This window comes from Streptomyces sp. NPDC093544, assembly GCF_040683495.1.
Classification (GTDB): Bacteria; Actinomycetota; Actinomycetes; order Streptomycetales; family Streptomycetaceae; genus Streptomyces.
In genome coordinates this window covers 25174-45063 of record NZ_JBFBEA010000018.1, presented here as the reverse complement: position 1 = coordinate 45063, position 19890 = coordinate 25174, and the positions used below count along the sequence as shown (strand labels likewise).

20 protein-coding genes are annotated in these 19890 nt (G+C 71.2%); 10 read left to right on the top strand and 10 right to left on the bottom strand.

The window, feature by feature from the left end; translation table 11 throughout:
• Nucleotides 1-107 precede the first annotated feature (107 nt).
• Entirely contained in the window at nt 108-2150 is a 2043-nt protein-coding gene (locus AB0N66_RS26560; RefSeq protein ID WP_365439545.1) for a bifunctional glycosyltransferase 87/phosphatase PAP2 family protein, read from the bottom strand.
• A gap of 362 nt (nt 2151-2512) precedes the next feature.
• On the opposite strand from AB0N66_RS26560, the gene AB0N66_RS26555 reads away from it, so the two are divergent.
• Entirely contained in the window at nt 2513-3184 is a 672-nt protein-coding gene (locus AB0N66_RS26555) for an O-methyltransferase (protein ID WP_365439543.1), read from the top strand.
• Between the two features lie 13 nt (nt 3185-3197).
• Here the strand turns inward: AB0N66_RS26555 and AB0N66_RS26550 are convergent, their stop codons facing one another.
• A complete protein-coding gene (locus AB0N66_RS26550) occupies nt 3198-3593 on the bottom strand; it encodes a hypothetical protein (RefSeq protein WP_365439541.1) in 396 nt (131 codons plus the stop codon).
• Nucleotides 3594-3712: 119 nt separating this feature from the next.
• On the opposite strand from AB0N66_RS26550, the gene AB0N66_RS26545 reads away from it, so the two are divergent.
• Nucleotides 3713-4135 carry a DUF1992 domain-containing protein gene (locus AB0N66_RS26545; RefSeq protein WP_365439539.1) on the top strand — a complete coding sequence of 141 codons (423 nt, stop codon included), beginning with the start codon at nt 3713-3715 and terminating at the stop codon, nt 4133-4135.
• An 86-nt stretch (nt 4136-4221) separates the two neighbouring features.
• On the opposite strand, the gene AB0N66_RS26540 is transcribed toward AB0N66_RS26545, so the two are convergent.
• Nucleotides 4222-5070 (bottom strand): hypothetical protein, encoded by an 849-nt coding sequence (locus AB0N66_RS26540; RefSeq protein ID WP_365439836.1) that lies wholly within the window; start codon nt 5068-5070, stop codon nt 4222-4224.
• Nucleotides 5071-5084: 14 nt separating this feature from the next.
• Entirely contained in the window at nt 5085-5780 is a 696-nt protein-coding gene (locus AB0N66_RS26535; protein ID WP_365439537.1) for a hypothetical protein, read from the bottom strand.
• Nucleotides 5781-5930: 150 nt separating this feature from the next.
• Between AB0N66_RS26535 and AB0N66_RS26530 the strand changes: the two genes are divergently transcribed.
• Nucleotides 5931-6443, top strand: coding sequence for a GNAT family N-acetyltransferase (locus tag AB0N66_RS26530; RefSeq protein ID WP_365439535.1), 513 nt, complete (start codon nt 5931-5933; stop codon nt 6441-6443).
• Nucleotides 6444-6446: 3 nt separating this feature from the next.
• Here AB0N66_RS26530 and AB0N66_RS26525 read toward each other — a convergent pair whose 3' ends face one another.
• Together AB0N66_RS26525 and AB0N66_RS26520 are read right to left on the bottom strand one after the other, a co-directional pair.
• Nucleotides 6447-8564, bottom strand: coding sequence for an MDR family MFS transporter (locus tag AB0N66_RS26525; protein WP_365439533.1), 2118 nt, complete (start codon nt 8562-8564; stop codon nt 6447-6449).
• 349 nt (nt 8565-8913) lie between these two features.
• Entirely contained in the window at nt 8914-9480 is a 567-nt protein-coding gene (locus AB0N66_RS26520; RefSeq protein ID WP_365439531.1) for a hypothetical protein, read from the bottom strand.
• Between AB0N66_RS26520 and AB0N66_RS26515 the strand changes: the two genes are divergently transcribed.
• Nucleotides 9470-9733, top strand: a complete 264-nt coding sequence (locus AB0N66_RS26515) for a peptidoglycan-binding domain-containing protein (RefSeq protein ID WP_365439529.1) — start codon at nt 9470-9472, stop codon at nt 9731-9733. The genes AB0N66_RS26520 and AB0N66_RS26515 overlap by 11 nt on opposite strands.
• Nucleotides 9734-10117: 384 nt before the next feature.
• Here the strand turns inward: AB0N66_RS26515 and AB0N66_RS26510 are convergent, their stop codons facing one another.
• Nucleotides 10118-10789: an HAD family hydrolase gene (locus tag AB0N66_RS26510; RefSeq protein ID WP_365439527.1), complete on the bottom strand. Its 672-nt coding sequence runs from the start codon at nt 10787-10789 to the stop codon at nt 10118-10120.
• Nucleotides 10790-10996: 207 nt separating this feature from the next.
• Nucleotides 10997-11578, bottom strand: a complete 582-nt coding sequence (locus AB0N66_RS26505; protein WP_365439525.1) for a TMEM165/GDT1 family protein — start codon at nt 11576-11578, stop codon at nt 10997-10999.
• A 425-nt stretch (nt 11579-12003) separates the two neighbouring features.
• Here AB0N66_RS26505 and AB0N66_RS26500 point away from each other — a divergent pair, with 425 nt between their 5' ends.
• The 4 genes from AB0N66_RS26500 to AB0N66_RS26485 all read left to right on the top strand — a co-directional run bounded on the left by AB0N66_RS26500 (nt 12004) and on the right by AB0N66_RS26485 (nt 17042).
• Entirely contained in the window at nt 12004-12648 is a 645-nt protein-coding gene (locus tag AB0N66_RS26500) for an HNH endonuclease family protein (protein WP_365439523.1), read from the top strand.
• 93 nt (nt 12649-12741) lie between these two features.
• Nucleotides 12742-14379 (top strand): alkaline phosphatase D family protein, encoded by a 1638-nt coding sequence (locus AB0N66_RS26495; protein ID WP_365439521.1) that lies wholly within the window; start codon nt 12742-12744, stop codon nt 14377-14379.
• A gap of 165 nt (nt 14380-14544) precedes the next feature.
• Nucleotides 14545-16497, top strand: coding sequence for an FAD/NAD(P)-binding protein (locus AB0N66_RS26490; protein ID WP_365439834.1), 1953 nt, complete (start codon nt 14545-14547; stop codon nt 16495-16497).
• An 86-nt stretch (nt 16498-16583) separates the two neighbouring features.
• Complete coding sequence (locus AB0N66_RS26485) at nt 16584-17042, top strand: DoxX family protein (protein WP_365439519.1); 459 nt, start codon at nt 16584-16586, stop codon at nt 17040-17042.
• A 77-nt stretch (nt 17043-17119) separates the two neighbouring features.
• Here the strand turns inward: AB0N66_RS26485 and AB0N66_RS26480 are convergent, their stop codons facing one another.
• Nucleotides 17120-17683, bottom strand: coding sequence for a superoxide dismutase family protein (locus AB0N66_RS26480; RefSeq protein WP_365439517.1), 564 nt, complete (start codon nt 17681-17683; stop codon nt 17120-17122).
• 267 nt (nt 17684-17950) lie between these two features.
• Between AB0N66_RS26480 and AB0N66_RS26475 the strand changes: the two genes are divergently transcribed.
• Nucleotides 17951-18577, top strand: a complete 627-nt coding sequence (locus tag AB0N66_RS26475; protein ID WP_365439515.1) for a VTT domain-containing protein — start codon at nt 17951-17953, stop codon at nt 18575-18577.
• Here AB0N66_RS26475 and AB0N66_RS26470 read toward each other — a convergent pair.
• On the bottom strand, nt 18574-18807 hold the full coding sequence (locus AB0N66_RS26470; protein ID WP_365439513.1) for a DUF2277 domain-containing protein: 234 nt from the start codon (nt 18805-18807) through the stop codon (nt 18574-18576). The genes AB0N66_RS26475 and AB0N66_RS26470 overlap by 4 nt on opposite strands.
• A 157-nt stretch (nt 18808-18964) precedes the next feature.
• Here AB0N66_RS26470 and AB0N66_RS26465 point away from each other — a divergent pair, with 157 nt between their 5' ends.
• Nucleotides 18965-19876 (top strand): 2-dehydropantoate 2-reductase, encoded by a 912-nt coding sequence (locus AB0N66_RS26465; protein ID WP_365439511.1) that lies wholly within the window; start codon nt 18965-18967, stop codon nt 19874-19876.
• Nucleotides 19877-19890 lie beyond the last annotated feature (14 nt).

The following is a 19890-nucleotide window of genomic DNA, read 5'->3' as shown; positions in this document are numbered from 1 at the left end:
ACAGTTCAAACGAAAGCGAGTGCTGAGTACAGATGTTTCGAAAACACTCGAATGTGACAGCGGATGCGGAACTGAGCCCCCAGCGCGCCCAGGAGTCGGCTCTTCGGTCAACTCCCCGTGTACGAACGCTCCCCGGCCCGCGCCACTCGGGCATCGGGCAGGTACTCGTCCTTGGCGGCGACGGCCGCGCGCGGCCCCGACAGGAGATAGACCAGCCCGAAGCCCGCACCGATCACGACCGCCCCGCCCACCGCGTCCAGCACCCAGTGGTTGCCCGTGGCCACGATCGCGGACAGGGTGAACAGCGGATGCAGCAGACCCAGCGCCTTCATCCACCATTTCGGGGCCATGACGAAGATGATGATGCCGCACCACAGGGCCCAGCCGAAGTGCAGCGAGGGCATCGCCGCGTACTGGTTGGTGACGGCGGTCAGGGCGCCGAAGTCGGGGTTGGCGAGGTCCTGCGTCCCGTGCACCGTGTCGATGAAGCCGAGGCCCGGCATCAGACGGGGCGGCGCCAGCGGGTACAGCCAGAAGCCGAACAGGGCGAGCAGGGTGCCGAAACCGATCGTGGAGCGGGCCCAGCGGTAGTCGGCCGGGCGGCGGGCGTACAGGACTCCCAGGATTGTCAGCGGCACCACGAAGTGGAACGACGTGTAGTAGAAGTTGAAGAAGTTCACGAGCCACGGAATTCCCGCGACCGCGTGGTTCACCGTGTGCTCGACGTCGATGAAGAGCGCCTTCTCCAGCGAGTGGATCTGGTGGCCGTGTTCCTCGGCGGCGGGACGGCCGCCGCCCGCCGCGAGCCGTACGGAGGAGTAGGCGGCGTAGAACACGCGGATGAGCAGCAGTTCGAGCAGCAGGCTGGGCCGGGTGAGGGCCCTGCGCCAGGACGGGAGCAGCGGTACGCGGTTGAACCTGGCGGGGCGGGCGGGCGCGTACAGCGTGGAGTCGGGTGACCGGAAGTAGGGCGACTGCAGCGAAAGGAACGGCACCGCGATCGCGGCGGCGAGGGCCGCGAGCAGCACCACGTTGTCGCGCAGCGGGTACAGCGCCGGCATGTTCGGCAGCAGCATCTTCGCGGGCAGTGTCATGACGAGGATGACGACGACGGGCCACATGTAACGGTCGGAGGTCTTCCTGCCGACCCGCCCCACCACCGCGAGCAGCACCCACAGCAGCTGGTGCTGCCAGGTCGTCGGCGAGACGGCGACCGCGACACAGCCGGTGATCGCGACGGCGAGCAGCAGCTGTCCGTCGCGCGCGTACCGCACGGCCCGGCGCAGGCCGAGGACCGCGACGGCCATGCCGAGCAGCAGGAACAGGCCGATCTCCAGTGGGCCTTCGAGTCCGAACCGGAGCAGCGCGCCGTGCAGGGACTGGTTGGCCAGGCCGTCCGCCTTTCCGCCGAGGCCGACACCCGCCAGATGGTGCACCCAGTACGTGTAAGAGTCCTGTGCCATCGCGGCCCACGCGACCGCGGTACAGGCGGCGAAGGAGACCCCCACGGACACGGCGGCGCGTCTGCGGCCGGTGAACCAGAGCAGCGGCGCGAAGAGCAGCACGGTGGGCTGGAGGGCGGCGGCGAGGCCGATCAGGACGCCACTGGCCCGCTGCCCGCGTGCGGCGAAGCAGCCGAGCAGGACGAGCAGCACCGGGATGATGCTGGTCTGGCCGAGGTAGAGGGTGTTGCGGACCGGCAGCGACAGCATCAGCAGGCTGATCGTGACGGGCGCGGCGAGCAGCGACGCCCGCCGGGTCACGGGCTTGGGCAGGGCGCGCGCCGTGACCAGGCCGAGCGCGACGACCAGCAGCAGGGTGCCGAAGGTCCAGCCCCAGCCGAGGGCCTGTTCCGCCGAACGGGTGAGAGGTTTGAGGACGAGTCCCCCGAAGGGGGTGCCGGTGAACTGGGTCGAGTCGTACAACGACCCCTTCACATGCAGCACGCCGTTCGTGCCGACCCAGGTCTCCAGATCCGTCAGCCGCTCCCCTTTCGGGGTGCGCAGGACCACGGCGAGCTGCCGTACCGCGAGGACCGCGGCAATCGCCCACAGCCCGATACGGAGAGCCCTCAGCCGTGCCTTCGCCCGCTCGGCCGCCCCCCCGCCGAAGGCATTACCCGCTCTTCCGCCGTGCTCCACATTCGCCACGCCGCGCCGGCCCTCCCGCCCCGCTCGTCCCACGCGTCCCGTGCGCGGGTTCTTGTTCCGGTCCCCATGAGGCTCGCAGCACCTCTGGTGAGAGACGCAGGCAACCCCCTCTTCACCTGACGTCCTTCCATCTTTTGTCCGGATGACGATAGTGCGCGATCGGTTCACTTCCACCACGGGTCCGCGACATAGATCACAGAAGGACTGCCAACCCTCACTGGGCCGAGCTCCGGACCACCGCCACCCCACCGAGTTCCGACCGCGGACACGGGGAAACCCGCTGACAATCCCCCGCTTCCGCGACTAGATTCGCCTCATGGACTAGTTAGCGGATCTAACTAGGCATACGAAAGGCATGGTGCATGAGCGAGTCGCAGCTCTGGAACGACGTCGACGACTACTTCACCACCCTCCTCGCCCCCGCCGACGAGGCCCTCACCGCCGCACTGCGCGACAGCGACGCGGCCGGACTGCCACCCATCTACGTCGCCCCGAACCAGGGCAAGCTGCTCCAGCTCCTCGCCCAGATCCAGGGCGCCCGCCGCATCCTGGAGATCGGCACCCTCGGCGGCTACAGCACGATCTGGCTGAGCCGCGCCCTCCCCGCCGACGGCCGCCTGATCTCCTTCGAGTACGACCCCACACACGCCGAGGTCGCCCGCGGCAACCTCGCCCGTGCGGGCCTCGACAAGATCGCCGAGGTGCGCGTCGGGCCCGCCCTGGAGTCGCTCCCGAAGCTGGCCGAGGAGAACCCGGAGCCCTTCGACTTCGTCTTCATCGACGCGGACAAGGTGAACAACCCGCACTACGTCGAGTGGGCCGTCAAGCTCACCCGGCCGGGCAGCCTGATCGTCGTCGACAACGTCGTACGGGGTGGCGCGGTCACCGACGCCGGTAGCACCGACCCGAGCGTGCGGGGCACCCGGGCCGCGCTCGAACTGATCGCCACACACCCGAAGTTGAGCGGTACGGCGATCCAGACGGTCGGCAGCAAGGGGTACGACGGGTTCGCGCTGGCGCGGGTACTGGCGTGACCGCCCGCCGACTCTAGGCCTCGTGATAGAAGCCCACGTTCACGCTGTACGGGCCGGTGCGGTCCAGGATGACGAGCTCGCCGGAGCTGCCCGCGGGGAGCCTGGCCGTACCGCCGTACGGGACGGGCTGGGTCACCTGGCCCGCCAGCGTCAGGCGCACCTCGGAGGAGGGGTCGGGGTTGGAGCCCTGGAGCCAGGTGACCTGCCAGGAGCCGTCAGGGCCGCACAGGAACTCCAGATGCACCCTGGACACGAACAGCCAGTCGTCGGGGGTCGCGAGACGGCACACGGCCTTGTCCCGGCCCACCCGCAGGATGGCACCGGGCTCACTCGGCTCGTCGGCCATCAGCATCCCGGCCGTCGCACCCGCGTCCGCCCCGGTGACCGAGGCCATGGTGAGTTCGAGCACGTGCGCTCCTTCAGTTCCCGCCGGTCCAATTGTCCATGTACGGAGCGTGCTTGACGCGCCGCCGCCGAATGATAGTTCGCCCCGTCGCCCCTGCGTGCAGCCTCCTGCACAATGGACTCATGACCGAGCGCAAGCCACCCGGTGTCAGCTTCGAGACGTGGATAGACCGGCAGATCCGTGAAGCGGAGGCGCGCGGGGAGTTCGCGGAACTCCCCGGTGCGGGCAAGCCGATGCCCGAGATCACCGATACGTCGTACGACGAAATGTGGTGGATCAAGCGGAAGATGGCCCGCGAGGGCCTGTCCGTGCTGCCGCCCACGCTGGCCCTGCGCAAGGAGGCGGAGGACGCGCTCGCGGCGGCTTCCGCGGCGCCCTCGGAGCGGGTCGTGCGCCGCATCGTCGAGGACATCAACGCCAAGATCCGCGAGGTCATGTTCAAACCGCCGCCCGGCCCTCCCCTCGGGCTCAAGCCGTACGACGTCGAGGAGATCGTCCGGGAGTGGCGCGAGCGCCGGGAAGGTCCGGCCGCCGCCGCCCGGTGACGACTGAGGCCGCGCCCCGGGACATGGTCCGGGGTGCGGCCTCACTGGTGCCGGTTGTTCGTCCGTGGGTCGCGTCCGTCACCGGGTCAGAAGCGGAGCAGGCGTTCCGTCACCTCGCGGTAGTCCCGCAGGGCGATCCGAAGCTGCTCGGTGTCGGCGCCGTTGCCGGTCTTCTCGTCGGCCTTCTTCTCGCCGGTCTTCTGCTGCCAGGCCGTACGCAGCGTGCTGCGCCGCCGGGTGACGGCGTCCGAGAACCGCGCGGCGAGCTCTTCCAGCACCTGGTCGGCCTCCGCCACGGAGTCCCGGGGCCCGTCGACGAACCCACCCACCGCGTGCCGCAGCCGCAGCTCGAACTTGTCGCACTCGTCCTGCGGGAGCAGCCGGGTGTCGTGGTCCTGGTCCGGGAGCTGCCGGTTCTCCTGCGTGGCGGGCCGCGCGTGGGCCGCCGTACCGCCCTTGCCCTCGCGGTCCGCACTCGCGCGGGTCGCACTGTCACGGGCCGCACTGTCACGGGTCTCGCTTTCACGAGCCGCACTGTCACGGGTCGCGCTGTCGCCGGTCTCGCGGTCGAGGACGCCGGCGCCCTCGCGGGACCCCGTGCCGGAGGTGCCTCGGCGAGCGTCGGGCTCGCTCCCGCGGGCTGTACCGGGCGAGCTGCTGACAGCCTCGTCGGCAGAGGTGCGGACGCCCTCACGGGACGCGGTGCCGGAGGCGGGGGCGGAAGTGGGGCGGACCGGGTCGTCCGTCCGGCGTGCCTTCGCATCCTCGCCCAGCGGGGACTTCTGGCCCGTCGGGAACTCGCGGGCCGGAGAGGCCTCGCCGGGTGCCGGGTGGGCGCGGCCCTTCATCGGGTCGGAGCGTGTCGGGTCCGAGCGCGTCGGGTCCGTGCGTGACTCGTCGCGGCGTGTCGGGTCCTTGGTGCCGTCGTCTGGCATGTCCTTCACGATTCTCAACTCCCCTTCGCCTGGTGTTTGTTGGACGACCAGGGCAGGTGGGATCGGCCCTCGGGGGCGGAGCCCTCGGGGCGGGTGGCTGTGGTCCGGGCGGTGGGCGTCTTCCCGTCCGCGTCCGTCCGGTGACGGGGGGTGTCCTGGCCGTTGGCAGTCACCAGTTCCTCGAAGAGGACGCGGGCCTCGATCATGGCCTCGCGCAGCTCCTCGGTACTGCCATGGCCGTCCGGGACGCGGGCCTGCGCGGCGCGGTGCACCCGGCGGTAGCCGTGGACGTGGGGCCCGTGGTGGACGGAGAGTGCCGCGTACTGCTCGTCGTACTGGCCGCCGTCGGGGAATCCCCGCGCGCCGGCCACTTCGCCGAGCAGCTGGTCGGCCTCGGCCACTGCCTTCTGCGGCGACTCGACAAAGCGTTCCTGGGCGGCCGCCCAGCGGGCCGTGTACTGGTCGCGGACCGCGGGCTCGAGCGCCCGCTCCCGCAGCGAACCGTGTCGGCTCACGCGTTCGGTCAGGTCCTGCTCCGCGGCCTTCACGTCACCGTGGTGACGGGCGACGGCCCGGTCGTATTCGGGCCCGAAGCGCCGCTGCAGGCTGCGCCCGCCCTGCGGCCTTCGAGCGAGGAGGGTCACGGCGGCCGCGACAACGACAACGGCCGCCACGATCACGATCAGAGCGATGATCACGCCTGTGGACATGGGTGCCTTCCGGGGGTCTTCCCGACCCAACGGCGGGCCGGTTCACAACCCGGGTTGCCCGCACAGCGCCTCTCAAACAGTGGGCGTCGCGCGGCAGTCCACCGAAATCCGCTTGCCCGCCCGGCACGGCACCCCGTGACAATGACCGCCATGACCACCACCCGTAGTACGCCGGCTTCCTGGACCGTCGCCCCCGAACCATTCGACTCCCCCGTCGCCGCCGCGCTCTGGCGGGCGTACTACACGGAGGTCAGCGACCGCTGGTACCTGCTGCACAAAGGGCACCCGACGGACCCCGAGGAACTGGAACGGGAGATCGCCGCCGACACCGGGGACTGCTTCGTACCGCCGGGCGGGGCACTGCTGGTCGCGCGGTACGACGGCGAGGCGGGCGGCACGGCGGGCGTGCGGATGCTCGACCCGAGCACCGGTGAACTGAAGCGGGTCTTCGTGCGCGAGGACCTGCGCGGCAAGGGCGGCGGCCCCGTACTCCTCGCGGCGGCCGAGGAGGCGGCCCGTGGACTCGGCGCCGAGCGGCTGATTCTCGACACCCGCGGTGACCTGGTGGAGGCGCGTGCGCTGTACGCCCGGCACGGTTACGTGGAGACCGCGGCGCACAACGACGACGTCTACGCCGAGCACTGGTTCGAGAAGCGGTTGTGAGGGTCAAGTAGTACGGCGTGGCACCGTGCCGTTGTGGGGGCGTTCCCCGTCCGAGCCGCACAGCTCCGCGTTCAACTCCTTGACCAGACCGGCCAGATCGGCCGGGCGGTCCGGGCTCCACCAGTCGCCGAGCAGCTCGGCCAGGGACTCCTCACGCGCCTTGGACAGCTTCCCGGCGGCCTCCCGGCCCTCGTCGGTCAGCACGAGGTCGAGTCCCTCGCGGACGGCGAGCCTGCGCTCCTCGATCTGCCGGGCCGCGGCCATCACGACGGGCAGCGGTACGGCGCTGCCCTCGGACAGCTGGGCGGGCTCGGCCCACCCGTACTTCCTGATCCGCAGCAGCAGCCAGCTCGCGGCGGGCAGCAGGTCGTAGCCGGCCCGCGCGGTGATCTTCTCGTAGATCTCCCGCCGCCCCTCCCGGGTGCCGAGCACCGACAGCGCCCGGCACACCTCGTCGTACGACGAACGCTGCACCGGGTTGCTCGCGAGCGTCTGGGTGGCGTCCGGCGCCGTGACCGCCCCGCGCAGCTTGTCCTCGCGCAGGAACCAGGCCAGCACGAAGCCCAGGAGGGCGACCGGGGCCGCGTACAGGAAGACATCGGTGATGGAGGAGGCGTACGCGTGCACGACCGGTGGTCGCAGCGCGGCCGGCAGGTCGGCGATGCCCTTCGGGTCGGCCTTGAGCGCGTCCACGGTGGTGCCCGCCGGGAGCTGCTGTCCACTCAGTGCGGTCGTCAGCTTGTCGCCGAGACGGCTCGCGAAGAGCGAGCCGAAAATGGCCACGCCGAACGAGGCGCCGATCGAACGGAAGAAGGTGGCGCCGGAGGTGGCGACGCCCAGATCCTCGTACGAGACCGCGTTCTGCACGATCAGCACCATCACCTGCATGACCAGGCCGAGGCCCAGGCCGAAGACGAAGAAGTACGCGCTCATCTCGCCGGTGCTGCTGAACTCGTCGAGCTGGTGGAGCAGCAGCAGGCCGATGGCCATGATCCCCGTACCGGCGATGGGGAACACCTTCCAGCGGCCGGTGCGGCTGACGATCTGTCCGGAGCCGGTGGAGGCGATGAGCAGGCCGAACACCATCGGCAGCAGGTGCACGCCGGACATCGTCGGCGTCACGCCCTGGACGACCTGGAGGAACGTCGGCAGATAGGTCATCGCGCCGAACATCGAGAAGCCGACGATGAAGCTGATGAGGGCGGCGAGGACGAAGGTGCGGATGCGGAAGAGCTTGAGCGGCAGGACGGGTTCGGCCGCCCTACGTTCCACGGCGACGAAGGCCACGGCCAGTACGACGCCCAGGACCGCGAGGCCGATGATCTGCGGAGAGCTCCAGCCCCAGGTGGTGCCGCCGAGCGAGGCCACCATGATCAGGCAGACGGCGACCGCGGCGATCAGGAACGTGCCGAGATAGTCGATGACGTGCTTCTTGGAACGGACCGGGATGTGCAGGACGGTCGCGATCACGACGAGCGCGACGAGGCCGATGGGCAGGTTGATGTAGAAGACCCAGCGCCAGCTGAGGTGTTCGGTGAAGAACCCGCCGAGGAGCGGGCCGAGCACACTCGACGTGCCGAACACCGCGCCGAACAGGCCCTGGTACTTGCCGCGTTCGCGCGGCGAGACGATGTCTCCGACGATCGCCATCGACAGCACCAGGAGTCCGCCGCCGCCCAGGCCCTGCAACGCCCGGAAGCCGATCAGCTGCGTCATGCTCTGCGCGAGGCCGCACAGCGCGGAGCCGATCAGGAAGATCACGATCGCGATCTGGAAAAGCCTCTTACGGCCGTACTGGTCGCCGAGCTTGCCCCACAACGGGGTCGCCGCGGTCGACGCGAGCAGATACGCGGTGACGACCCACGACAGGTGCTCCAGGCCGCCCAGGTCGCTGACGATGGTCGGCAGCGCGGTCGACACGATCGTCTGGTCGAGGGAGGCGAGCAGCATGCCGAGCAGCAGTGCGCCGATCGAGACGAGCACTCGGCCGTGTGCCGTCTCACCGGCGTCGGTGGCGGCCGCGTCGCGTCGCCTGTCGGCGCTCTCGTTCACGCCCCGCGGCGCGTTCCCGCCCTGCGGCCCGGGCTGCCCGCCGTCCGTGCCGTGCCCGTCCTCGGTCATGCGGACCTCCCGCCGGTCCCCGCGTCTCGGTCATCCCCCATCCTGATCGGTGTGACCGATTATGGCCTGTTGAGTCCTGGCTCCTCCCGCGGAGGGCGGGATTCCGGGGGCTCCGGGGAGATCGTGCGGGGCTTACGGATAATCTCTGGAGTTCCTCAGGGGGAGGACAGGGGAGGGACCCACGCGTGACTGAACCGAACGGGCATGTCTGCCCCGAGTGCGCGGCGCCTCGCACACCGGACGGCACCCCGTCGTGCGGCTGCACCCAGCGGGCGTCGGACGCGCTGCGGGATGCGCGTACGGCTGAGGCGGCTGCGGCGGAGGACTTCGATCCACTGCGGATTCGGCCTTACGTGGAGCTGGAGCCGGGGGATGGGGGCGCGGGTACGGGTACGGGTACCGGTAGGGGTACGGGCACGGCTTTGGTACCGATGTACGCGCCGGTGCCCGTCGCTGCGCCGGAGCTTCCTGAGGAAGCCTCGGCTGCGACGATGCGGCTCGCCGCGGTGCCGTCCGTGGCGGCTGGGCCGGGCGGCGTCGGCGAACCTTCCGACGAGCCGACCCGCCGTCGGCGGCGGATCGTGTTCCTGGGCGTCGCCGGAGCCGCGGTTACGGTCGTGGCTGCGGCGGGGCTGGCCAGCGGGTTCTTCGCGTACGAGGCTCCCTCGCGGGACGAGGCTGCGCCGGACGCCGTGCGGGCGAGCGTGCCGGAGGGATCGCCCTCGTCCTTCTCTGCGTCGCCGTCCGCGAGCGTGTCATCGGCGCCGCCGGTGCCGGCCGCACCGGTTCCGTCCCGCAGCACGAGCCCGTCGCCCTCGGCGCCGCCCTCGTCGAGCGCTGCCGCGACACCGTCCCCTTCGGTCACTCCCACGCAGACGCCCACGACCGAGCGCGCCGGCGGCTCGGTGGAGGCCACCGGCGACGCCTCGGCCGACGAGCCCGCGGCCCAGAGCCTGCAACGCGGCGACAAGGGCCCCGAGGTCACCGAACTCCAGCTGCGCCTGCGCGAGTTGGCCCTGTACATCGGTGAAGCCGACGGCGACTACAACGGGCAGGTCGAGGACGCCGTGACCCGCTACCAGTGGGCGCGGGGGATCACGGCCGACGAGCTGGGCGTGTACGGCCGGACGACCCGGGCGAGCCTGGAGGCGGAGACGTCGGAGCCGTGACCGTGCCTGCGGTCCGGCGCGTCCGGCGCGTGGGTGGGTCGGGGGCGGGTCCGGGTTGTGGGTGGGTCGGGGGCGTGCCGGTACGTCCCGCCCGTCGCCGCCGGATCAGACGTCGGGCAGGAAGCGACGGGTCCGGTGACGCGAACGTACGCGACGGGCATCTGGACGTACCGACACGCCCCCTCCCGCCGTCATGCGGGTGCGGGCCGCGCAACAGCACCTTCCAGCTCCGGCCGAGCGAGAGATCTTCAGCCCGTCCGGCGTTTGAGGACGAGGCCCTTCAGGCCGACAGCGGGGGTCTGGGGGCGGCAGCCCCCAGGGGCAAGGGACGGGTAGGGGCGGAGGGGGCGAGAAAACCTGTGGCCCGCACCGGCGCGCCCACCGTCACCCCACATGCAGCCGAATCCCCCCGCCCCACAGAGCCTCCACCCGGACCTGCGTCAGGTCGGAGACGAGCGCGTCGGGACGGTGGAAGCCGGCCCGAGGGCCGACCCCGACGACGCGCATCCCGGCGGCACGCCCCGCCGAGATCCCGGCCCCGGAGTCCTCGAAGACGACACAGTCCTCGGGCGCGACGCCGAGTTCGGCCGCGCCCTTCAGGAACCCCTCGGGATCCGGCTTGCTCGCCCCGACGGACTCGGCGGTGACCCGCACATCGGGAAGCGCAAGCCCGGCCGCAGCCATCCGCGCCGTGGACAGCCCCACGTCCGCGGAGGTGACGAGCGCGTGCGACAGCCCGGCGAGGGCAAGCGAGGCCAGGAACTCCGGCGCGCCCGGGACCGCGACGACGCAGTCCATGTCGGCGGTCTCCTCGGCAAGCATCCGCGCGTTGTCCGCGTAGTTCTGCTCCATCGGCCGGTTCGGCAGCAGCACCGCCATGGAGGCGTACCCCTGCCTGCCGTGGACGACCTTCATGACCTCGTTCCCGTCCAGCCCGTGCCGGTCCGCCCAGCGGCGCCAGCAGCGCTCGACGACAGCGTCCGAGTTGACGAGGGTGCCGTCCATGTCGAGCAGGAGGGCGCGGGCGGTCAGAACGGTGGGAGCCGTCATCGGCATGCTCCAGAGCGCGAGAGACGTAAGAAACGGGGGAAAGGGGGAAACGGGAGAAACGCGGAAGACCCAGTAAAGGGGGTGGTTACGGCCCCCCAGGAACAAGGTGACCCCGCCCGCCGGTCAGGGAGTGCGGGCGGGAGTCACTTTGTTTCTTAACGATACAAAATAGGAGGCTCCAGCGCCACCGCCTCCGACCAGGCCTTCAGCGGCTCACCCCGTCACCGCCTCGAACAGGCTCCACAACCCGAGCCCCAGCATCAGCACCGCCGCGACGTTGGTGACCAGCCGCAACGGCACCCGCTTCATCAGGGCCTTGCCGCCCACGATGCCGAGCCCGGCGACCGCCCACAGCGCGAGGACCGCGCCGAGACCGACGGAGAGCGGGTCGTCGTAACGGGCCGCGAGGTTCGCCGTCATGATCTGGGTGAGGTCACCGAACTCGGCGACCAGGATGAGCATGAAGCCCGCCCCGGAGACCTTCCAGAAGCCCTGGTTCTCGGGCTTGCGGACCTCCCCCTCGTCCTCGTCCTTCTTCAGCAGAAGCACGGCGGCGCCGCCGATGAAGAGCACGCCGGTGAGCGCGTGCAGGATCTGCTGCGGCAGCAGGGTCAGGACGCTGCCCGCCGCCACGGCGAGTGCGACATGCAGGGCGAAGGCGGCGGCTACGCCGACGAAGACGTACGAGGCGCGGTAGCGCGTGCCGAGGATGAGCCCGGCGAGGGCCGTCTTGTCCGGGAGTTCGGCGAGGAAGACGACGCCGAAGACGAGCGCCATCACGCTGAAGCTGATCAAAATTCCTCAATCGGTCGGGCTGCCCCACCGAGAGTGCTGTACTGCGCTGCGACACCTCGGCATGGCAGCACACAGGGAGCCCGCGCCGAAAGGCACAGGCGGTGCACTGCTTGCCGAAGGTCTCGCTGGCCGGCCTCGCGTGAACGAGGTCTGCCTCCGGGCGCCGGCTCAGACGAGCTGAGCAGTATGTCGACGGTCCGGCGAAGAGCTACTCCCCTTCTGCGCCATCCATCCTACGGGATGGCCGCACGGGCCGCATAGGGCCGTTGGTCCCGCCGCGGGCGTAGGAGTTCTGGTACCTCAGAAGTGTTGATGTGTCATGCGCACGTCACTAGCTTCTCACCTGACACACATCTCCTGGAAACACGCCGCCGCAAGCATGTGCTCGCCCGCCCCCAACGTCCCCCCACTCCAACGGAGTCAGCATGCCCAAGGTCTACGCGCGTCGACGGCTGAGCATACTCGCAGCGGTCACCGGTCTGATAGCCATGGTCGGGATATTCAACGGCCCGACCGCCTCCGCCGCACTGCCCACCCCGGTCAGCGCCGCCACCGCCCGCACCTACCTCGCCTCCCTCACCGTGGCCACCGAGGACCGCACCGGCTACGACCGCGACCTCTTCCCCACCTGGATCACCATCTCCGGCACCTGCAACACCCGCGAGACGGTCCTCAAGCGGGACGGCTCGGGCGTCGTCACCGACTCCGCCTGTGCGTCCACCAGCGGCAGTTGGTACTCCGTCTACGACGGCGCGACCTGGACCGCCGCGTCCGACCTCGACATCGACCACCTCGTGCCGCTGGCCGAGGCCTGGGACTCCGGCGCCGACAGCTGGACCACCGCCCAGCGCCAGGGGTTCGCCAACGACCTGACCCGTCCGCAGCTCATCGCGGTCACGGACAACGTGAACCAGTCGAAGGGCGACCAGGACCCGGCCACCTGGATGCCGTCGCGCACCGCCTATGCCTGCACCTACGTCCGTGCCTGGGTCCAGGTGAAGTACTACTACGACCTCTCGATCGACACCGCGGAGAAGACCAAGCTGACGTCCGTTCTCAGCGGCTGCTGATCCGGCGCGATTGTTAACTGACCGGTTCCCGGAACCTCCCCGCCGACCTCCGTCGTTCCGTACCGTACGGGGCGACGGAGGAGGCTGATCAACTTGGCGGAACTGCGCCTGGGACCGCTGCTGAGGTACGTCGACGGCTCGTCCGCGACCTTCTGGGTCGAGGCGAGCCGTCCGTGCACCGCCGAAGTGCGCTGCGCCGACGGCACCCGCGGCGAGTCCCGGACCTTCCAGATCGCCGGACATCACTACGCGTTGGTGCAGGTGAGCGGCCTGACCCCGGGCACGAGGACCGCGTACGAGGTGCGGCTGGACGACGTACCCGTCTGGCCTCTGCCCGACTCCGCTTTCCCGCCCTCGGTCGTCAGCACCCCCGACGCCGAGACCGTCCGGGTCACCTTCGGCTCCTGCCGCTGGGCCGCGCCGCCCGACAATGAGAAGGACCCGGCGGGCCCCGACGCGCTGGACACCCTGGCGGCCCGCATCGCCGCGGACCCGGAAGGCGAACGCCCGGACGTCCTGCTGCTGTTGGGCGACCAGGTGTACGCGGACGAGGTCTCCCAGTCCACGCTCAGTTGGATCGCCGCGCGCCGCGACCTCGACGACCCTCCGGGCCACCAGGTCGCGGACTACGAGGAGTACACCCGCCTCTACTACGAGTCCTGGCTCGACCCCGAGATCCGCTGGCTGCTGTCCACCGTGCCCAGCTGCATGATCTTCGACGACCACGACGTCATCGACGACTGGAACACCAGCGCCGCCTGGGTCGCCGACATGCGCGAAACGCCGTGGTGGCGTGAGCGGATCCTGAGCGGCCTGACCTCGTACTGGGTCCACCAGCACCTCGGCAATCTCTCCCCGCGCGAACTGGCCGAGGACCCCCTGTACGCCGCCGTCCGCGAGACCCCCGACGGTACCGACGTCCTGCGCGCCTTCGCCGCCCGGGCGGACGCCGACCCCGCCTCCGTCCGCTGGAGCTACCGCCGCGACTTCGGCCGCGTCCGCGTCGTCATGCTCGACAGCCGCGCGGCCCGCGTCCTGGACGAGCAGAACCGCCGGATGATCGACTCCGGCGAGGCGCAGTGGCTGCGCGAACAGGCGCTGGAGTCGTCCGGCTCGTACGACCATCTCCTCATCGGCACCTCCCTGCCCTGGCTGCTGCCCCCGCTCATACACGACGCCGAGGCCTGGAACGCGGCGCTGTGCGTGGGTGAACGGGGCGAGCGCTGGGCGCGGTTCGGGGAGAAGGTGCGCAGGGCGGCCGACCTGGAGCACTGGGCGGCGTTCCCGTCGTCGTTCGTGGCGCTCACCGAGTTCATCGCCGAGGTGGGGTCGGGGGACGCCGCCCCGGCCACGGTGTGCGTGCTGTCGGGGGACGTGCACCACGCCTACGTCACCGAGCCGTCCTGGGTCGACGGCGCACAACCCGACGCCCGCGTGCTCCAGCTGACCTGCTCCCCCGTCCACAACTCCATCCCCCGCTACATAAAACTCGGCTTCCGTTTCGGCTGGAGCCGGCTGGGGCGCATGATCGGACACCGGCTCCGCCGGCACGGCCGCTGCGCGCACCCGCCCGTCAACTGGGGCAGAAGCGGCGGGCCCTGGTTCGGCAACCAGCTGATGACCCTGACGCTGCGCGGGCGTTCGGCGTCCCTGCGTCTCGATCAGGCACAGGTCGTACGCGGTGGAGCCGCCCGTCTGGAGACGGTGGACGAATCAGTACTCACCCCCTGATAAGCGCATTGCGTAGGGTTGTTGTGCACGTGGTCCCTGATGCTCGTGAGGCATCCCACATGCGGCGCCGATGATCTGCCCCTGGTCTCGGCTCCCGCACCGTACGACGGCATGATGAGGCGGACCGTCCGCTTCCGACGGACGGTCCGCTGCCTTGCACCCCACATGCCGGGAGTCACCTCTTTGTCCGCACCGCCCGCCGCGCCCACCAGAGCCTCGCATGTCTCCGTCGCCCTCGTCGGTGCCGGGCCGCGCGGCACCAGCGTCCTGGAGCGCCTCTGCGCCTCCGTGCCGGAGCTCCTCGCGCCCGGTGTACGGCTGACGGTCCACGTCGTCGATCCCGCCCCACCGGGATCCGGCCGCGTCTGGCGCGCCGCGCAGTCGCCGCATCTGCTCATGAACACCGTGGCCTCTCAGGTGACCCTCTTCACCGACGAGAGCGTGGACTGCTCGGGGCCGATACGTCCCGGGCCGAGCCTGCACGCCTGGGCGGGCGGCGAGCTCGGCCCCGACGACTATCCGACCCGCGCCCAGTACGGCCGCTATCTGGAGTGGGTCTTCGGCAAGGTGGTGCGCGAGGCGCCGCCCGAGGTGCGGGTCGAGGTGCACACCGCGCGCGCGACCCGGCTCGACGACGCGCGCGACGGCCGTCAGACGGTCACCCTCTCCACCGGCCGCACCCTGTCCGGCCTCGCCGCCGTGATCCTCGCGCAGGGCCATCTGCCGGTCCTCGCGGACCCCGCGGAGCAGCACCTCACCGCGTACGCCGAACGGCACGGCCTGCGCCGCGTCGCGCCCGCCAATCCGGCCGACGTCGACCTCTCCCCGCTCACCCCCGGCGAGCCGGTCCTGCTGCGCGGCCTCGGCCTCAACTTCTTCGACCACATGGCCCTGTTGACCACGGGCCGCGGCGGCCGCTTCACCCGCACCCGCCAGGGCGGCCTGCGCTACCTTCCCTCGGGCGACGAGCCCCGCCTGTACGCCGGCTCCCGCCGCGGCATCCCGCACCAGGCCCGCGGCGACAACGCGAAGGGCCCGTACGGCCGGCATCTGCCCGTCGTCCTCACCGACGACGTGATCGCCTCCTTCCGCAAGCGCGCGGACTCCGGTGACGCACCGGACTTCCTGCGCGAGATATGGCCGTTGGTCGCGAAGGAGGTGGAAACGGTCTATTACGAGGGGCTGTTGGAGGGGCATGAGCCGAGGAGGTTCAGGGACCGGTTCCTCGCCGCACCGCACTGCGGCACCCAAGAGGGTTCGATTCTGGCCGAGTTCGGCATCCCCGCCGCCGACCGCTGGTCCTGGGACCGCATTTCGCGCCCCTACGCCGGACAGGTTTTCGCCGGCCCCGGCGCCTGGCGGAACTGGCTGCTCCGATATCTGCGCGAGGACGCCGAGGAGGCCGCGCTCGGCAATGTCGAGGGCCCGCTCAAGGCCGCCCTGGACGTGCTGCGCGACCTGCGCAACGAGCTGCGCCGGATCGTGGACCACGGAGGGCTTTCGGGCGCTTCACGCCGGGAGCACCTGGACCGTTGGTATACGCCGCTCAACGCGTTCCTCTCCATCGGGCCGCCCCGGCAGCGTGTCGAGGAGATGGCGGCACTGATCGAGGCGGGTGTGCTGACCGTTCTCGGGCCCCGCCTCGGTGTGCGGGCCGAGGACGGGGCCTGGGTCGCACACTCCCCCGACGTGCCGGGTTCGACCGTACGCACGACGACGCTCGTAGAGGCGCGGCTGCCGGAAGCGGACGTACGGCGGACCGCGGACGAGTTGCTCGGGCGGCTGCTGAAGACGGGCCGGTGCCGCCCGCACACCGTCGACGGTTACGAAACCGGAGGGCTGGACGTAACACCGCGCCCTTACCGTCTGATCGACCGTCAAGGTCGGCCTCACACACGGCGGTTCGCCTTCGGCGTGCCCACGGAAGGCGTGCACTGGGTGACCGCGGCCGGGGCCAGACCGGGTGTGGATTCGGTCATGCTCTCGGATGCCGACGCGGTGGCGCGTGAGGCGCTACGGGTGGCACTGCATGCGGCGACGGCCGAAGCGGAATCAGAAACGGAAGCGCAAACGGGAGCCGGCCAGTGGCCGAATGTTGAACTTGCAAGCATTGATTAGGCGCCCCTAGCGTAGGTGGCTCACTCGGTTCCGTCCCCACGACCGGTCCGTCCCACCGGACCGGCCCTGACCGAAGGAGACCCCCCGTGTCCGGACGCCTCAACAGCGCCCAGCCCTACGCCATCGCCCTGTTCCGCATCGTCGTCGGGCTGCTCTTCGCCTGCCACGGCGCCGCCTCGCTCTTCGGAGTCCTCGGTGGCGCGATGGGCGGCGGCAGCATCGACGCCGGCACCTGGCCCGGCTGGTACGCGGCCGTCATCCAGTTCGTCGGCGGCATCCTGGTACTGCTCGGCCTCGGCACCCGCGCCGCCGCGTTCATCGCCTCGGGCTCGATGGCGTACGCGTACTTCGATGTGCACCAGTCGGGCGCCCTGTGGCCGATCCAGAACGGCGGCGAGGCCGCGGCGATGTTCAGCTGGGCCTTCCTGCTGCTGGTCTTCACCGGCTCAGGCGCCTTCGGCCTCGACCGCTTCATCGCCTCCCGCACGTCCTCGGAGCAGGTGGAGCCGGCGGAGAAGCGGGCCTCGGAGCCTGTCACGGCCTGACCGCTCGCGCGACGGCGCCCGTCCCTCGTACGAAGGCGTACGAGGGGACGGGCGCCGTCGGCCGTCGTCGTGCCCGCTCAGCCCGTCCCGGCCGCCCACCCGAACGGGACCGTGAAGCAGGCCACCCTGCTGCCGGCCATGCCCGGCGCGCTGTGCAGCACCACGGAGGAAGCCTCGCCGCGCCTGAAGTTCCAGTCGTGCCGGGCGCTCGCCCCGCCGTCGCCGCGCTCGTCGGCGGTGAAGTCGAGCCAGACCTCGTTGTCGGCGTTGGCATAGGCCGGGTCCGTCGGCGGCTGCACGGGGTCCTTGCGGTGCTGGTAGTGCCCGCCCGCGGCGGCCGGCTCGGCGCCGCACGGCTTCTGGTGCACATGCACGCCGTACACGTGCCCCGGCTTCAGGCCCTCCACCTTCAGCCCTACGGTCGTGGCGCCATTCGCCTCGGTGCGCTGGCTCACCTCGATCCGGGAGGCCGCGGGCACGAGCGACGTGTCGTACGTCAGTGCCGCCGACGGGACGAAGGCGGTGGGCGGCGCGAACCGCGCGTCCGTCTTCATCCAGTAGCCGTCGGGCGCGGCCCTGCCGCTGCCGCCCGTCGCCAGTACGGCCGACGCCAGAGCGCCGACGAGTATCCCTGCCACCATCGCTGTCCAACTCCTCTTGGGCTTGTGCGCACCCCCGCGAGAACCGATCCCCCTCTCGTTGGTACGGGAAGTCGGCGCGGTGCGCCGTGCGGGGGCGGCAGCCGGGTGAACGTGGTGCGGGAGACGCACGAACCCCCACGAGCCCCCCGTGGAACTCCTGTCACACCCGCGGCGTACGCTGTATGGCTGTCACAGGCCGCCCTGCCGCTCCCCGCTACGCCGCGGCGTGGTTGTGCCTACGGGGGGAAGTTCAGGGGAGTGTTTCGGGTGCTTGAGAGTGTGGGGTCGCTGACAGGCAGCCCATGGATCTATGTGGCGGTGGCCACGTCGGTCCTGCTCGACGTCTTCCTGCCGGTGCTGCCGAGCGGCGTGCTGGTCATCATGGCCGCGACGGCCGCCGCGGCCGGCTCCGCGACCGGCGATGTCCCGCAGGCGGTGCCCGACATCCTGTTCCTCACCCTGTCCGCGGCCACCGCCTCCGTCCTGGGCGACCTGGTCGCGTACCACCTGGCCTGGCACGGCGGCGAACGGCTGGACCGGGCAATCGCCCGCTCCCGCCGCCTGACCAGCGCGCAGGAACGTCTCGGCGCGGCCCTCGCGCGGGGCGGCGGCCCGCTGGTCGTGGTCGCCCGCTTCGCCCCGGCCGGCCGCTCGGTCGTCTCGCTCGGCGCCGGCGCCGCCCACCGCCGGGTCCGCGAGTTCCTGCCCTGGTCGATCCTCGCGGGCCTGTCCTGGGCCGTGTACAGCGTCGCCCTCGGCTATTTCGGCGGCCAGTGGCTGGGCACGACCTGGCTCGCCACAGGGGTTTCGCTCCTGGCGCTGTTCGGCGCGGGCGCGGGCGCGGCGTACCTGATGCGGCGGCCCGTGCCCGAGGAGACGGCCGGCGGCGCCTAGGCGCGTTGGGTTTGGGCTGCTGTCCCGCGTACTTCCAGGCCGTCCAGGAGTTCGGCCGTGGCCGCCGCGATCGCCTCGACCGCCTGGTCGAAGACCTCACGGTTGTGGGCGGCGGGGGCGCGGAAGCCGGACACCTTGCGGACGTACTGGAGGGCGGCGGCGCGGATCTCCTCCTCGGTGGCCTCTTCGGGGATCACGGGCGGACGGAGTGTCTTGATGCTGCGGCACATACGTCCAGTGTCGCGCGTACGCCGACATCCCGTGCAGCGCTTACACCGGGCCGCGGCTCTCGTCCCCGGGGTATCGATACATCCGTACCGGCTGCGATGATCCACTCCGAGGCGGCCACCCTTCCCGGGGACCGACCGACGAGAGGACCGAACAACCATGGAGACAGCGCAAGTCACACGTATGACGATCGCGGTGCTGGGCCCCGGCGGCGTCGGCGGTCTGCTCGCCGCGCTGCTGACCCGCGCCGGGCACCGGGTGATCTGCCTGGCAGGCGACGAGACCGCGCGGACGCTCGGCGCGGACGGCATCCGCGTACGCAGCGGGCACTTCGGCGACTTCACGGCTCGGGTCGAGGCGGACACCGAGCTGCGCGAGCCCGTCGACGCGTGTCTGATCGCGGTCAAGGCCACGGTGCTCGACGCGGCCCTGGAGCGCGTCCCGGCGAAGGCGCCGGGCGACGGCCTGCTCGTACCGTTCCTGAACGGTGTCGAACACCCGGCGGCCCTGCGCGAGCGCTACGGCCCCGAACGGGTGGCCCCCGCGGTGATCCGCGTGGAGTCGGCTCGGGTGGCCCCGGGGCTGATCGAACACGGCAGCCCCTTCGCGGAGGTCGACCTGACCGGCGAGACGGTGGAGCGCGCACGGCTGGACGCGCTGGCCGGAGCTCTGGAGGGGGCCGGCATGGGTACCCGCGTCCAGGACGGGGAGGCGGCAACGCTGTGGGCGAAGATGTCCTTCCTCGCCCCGTTCGCTCTGCTGACCACCCGATACGGGCTCGCCCTGGGCGACGTACGCACCCTCCACCGCGAGGAGCTGGCGGCGCTGGTGGAGGAAACGGCGGCCGTCAGCGCCGCGTGCGGTGGTCCGGCCGACCCGGCCGCCGCCCTCGCCCGCTACGACTCCTTCCCGCCCGCCGCCAAGTCCTCCATGCAGCGCGACGCCGAGGCGGGCCGCCCCCTCGAACTGGACGCGATCGGCGGGGCGTTGCTGCGGGCGGCCGAGCGGTACGGGGTGCCTGTGCCGGTGGCGAGCGCGCTGGTACGGGAGTTGGCGGCGGCGGGTCACTGACCCGTCGCCACCCG

Bases quoted from the DNA above. Each gene is read 5' to 3' on its own strand.
- AB0N66_RS26555 (WP_365439543.1), top strand. From the start codon at position 2,513: ATGAGCGAGTCGCAGCTCTGGAACGACGTCGACGACTACTTCACCACC.
- AB0N66_RS26545 (WP_365439539.1), top strand. From the start codon at position 3,713: ATGACCGAGCGCAAGCCACCCGGTGTCAGCTTCGAGACGTGGATAGAC.
- AB0N66_RS26540 (WP_365439836.1), bottom strand. From the start codon at position 5,070: ATGCCAGACGACGGCACCAAGGACCCGACACGCCGCGACGAGTCACGC.
- AB0N66_RS26535 (WP_365439537.1), bottom strand. From the start codon at position 5,780: ATGTCCACAGGCGTGATCATCGCTCTGATCGTGATCGTGGCGGCCGTT.
- AB0N66_RS26530 (WP_365439535.1), top strand. From the start codon at position 5,931: ATGACCACCACCCGTAGTACGCCGGCTTCCTGGACCGTCGCCCCCGAA.
- AB0N66_RS26525 (WP_365439533.1), bottom strand. From the start codon at position 8,564: ATGACCGAGGACGGGCACGGCACGGACGGCGGGCAGCCCGGGCCGCAG.
- AB0N66_RS26510 (WP_365439527.1), bottom strand. From the start codon at position 10,789: ATGCCGATGACGGCTCCCACCGTTCTGACCGCCCGCGCCCTCCTGCTC.
- AB0N66_RS26500 (WP_365439523.1), top strand. From the start codon at position 12,004: ATGCCCAAGGTCTACGCGCGTCGACGGCTGAGCATACTCGCAGCGGTC.
- AB0N66_RS26490 (WP_365439834.1), top strand. From the start codon at position 14,545: ATGCCGGGAGTCACCTCTTTGTCCGCACCGCCCGCCGCGCCCACCAGA.
- AB0N66_RS26480 (WP_365439517.1), bottom strand. From the start codon at position 17,683: ATGGTGGCAGGGATACTCGTCGGCGCTCTGGCGTCGGCCGTACTGGCG.
- AB0N66_RS26470 (WP_365439513.1), bottom strand. From the start codon at position 18,807: ATGTGCCGCAGCATCAAGACACTCCGTCCGCCCGTGATCCCCGAAGAG.
- AB0N66_RS26465 (WP_365439511.1), top strand. From the start codon at position 18,965: ATGGAGACAGCGCAAGTCACACGTATGACGATCGCGGTGCTGGGCCCC.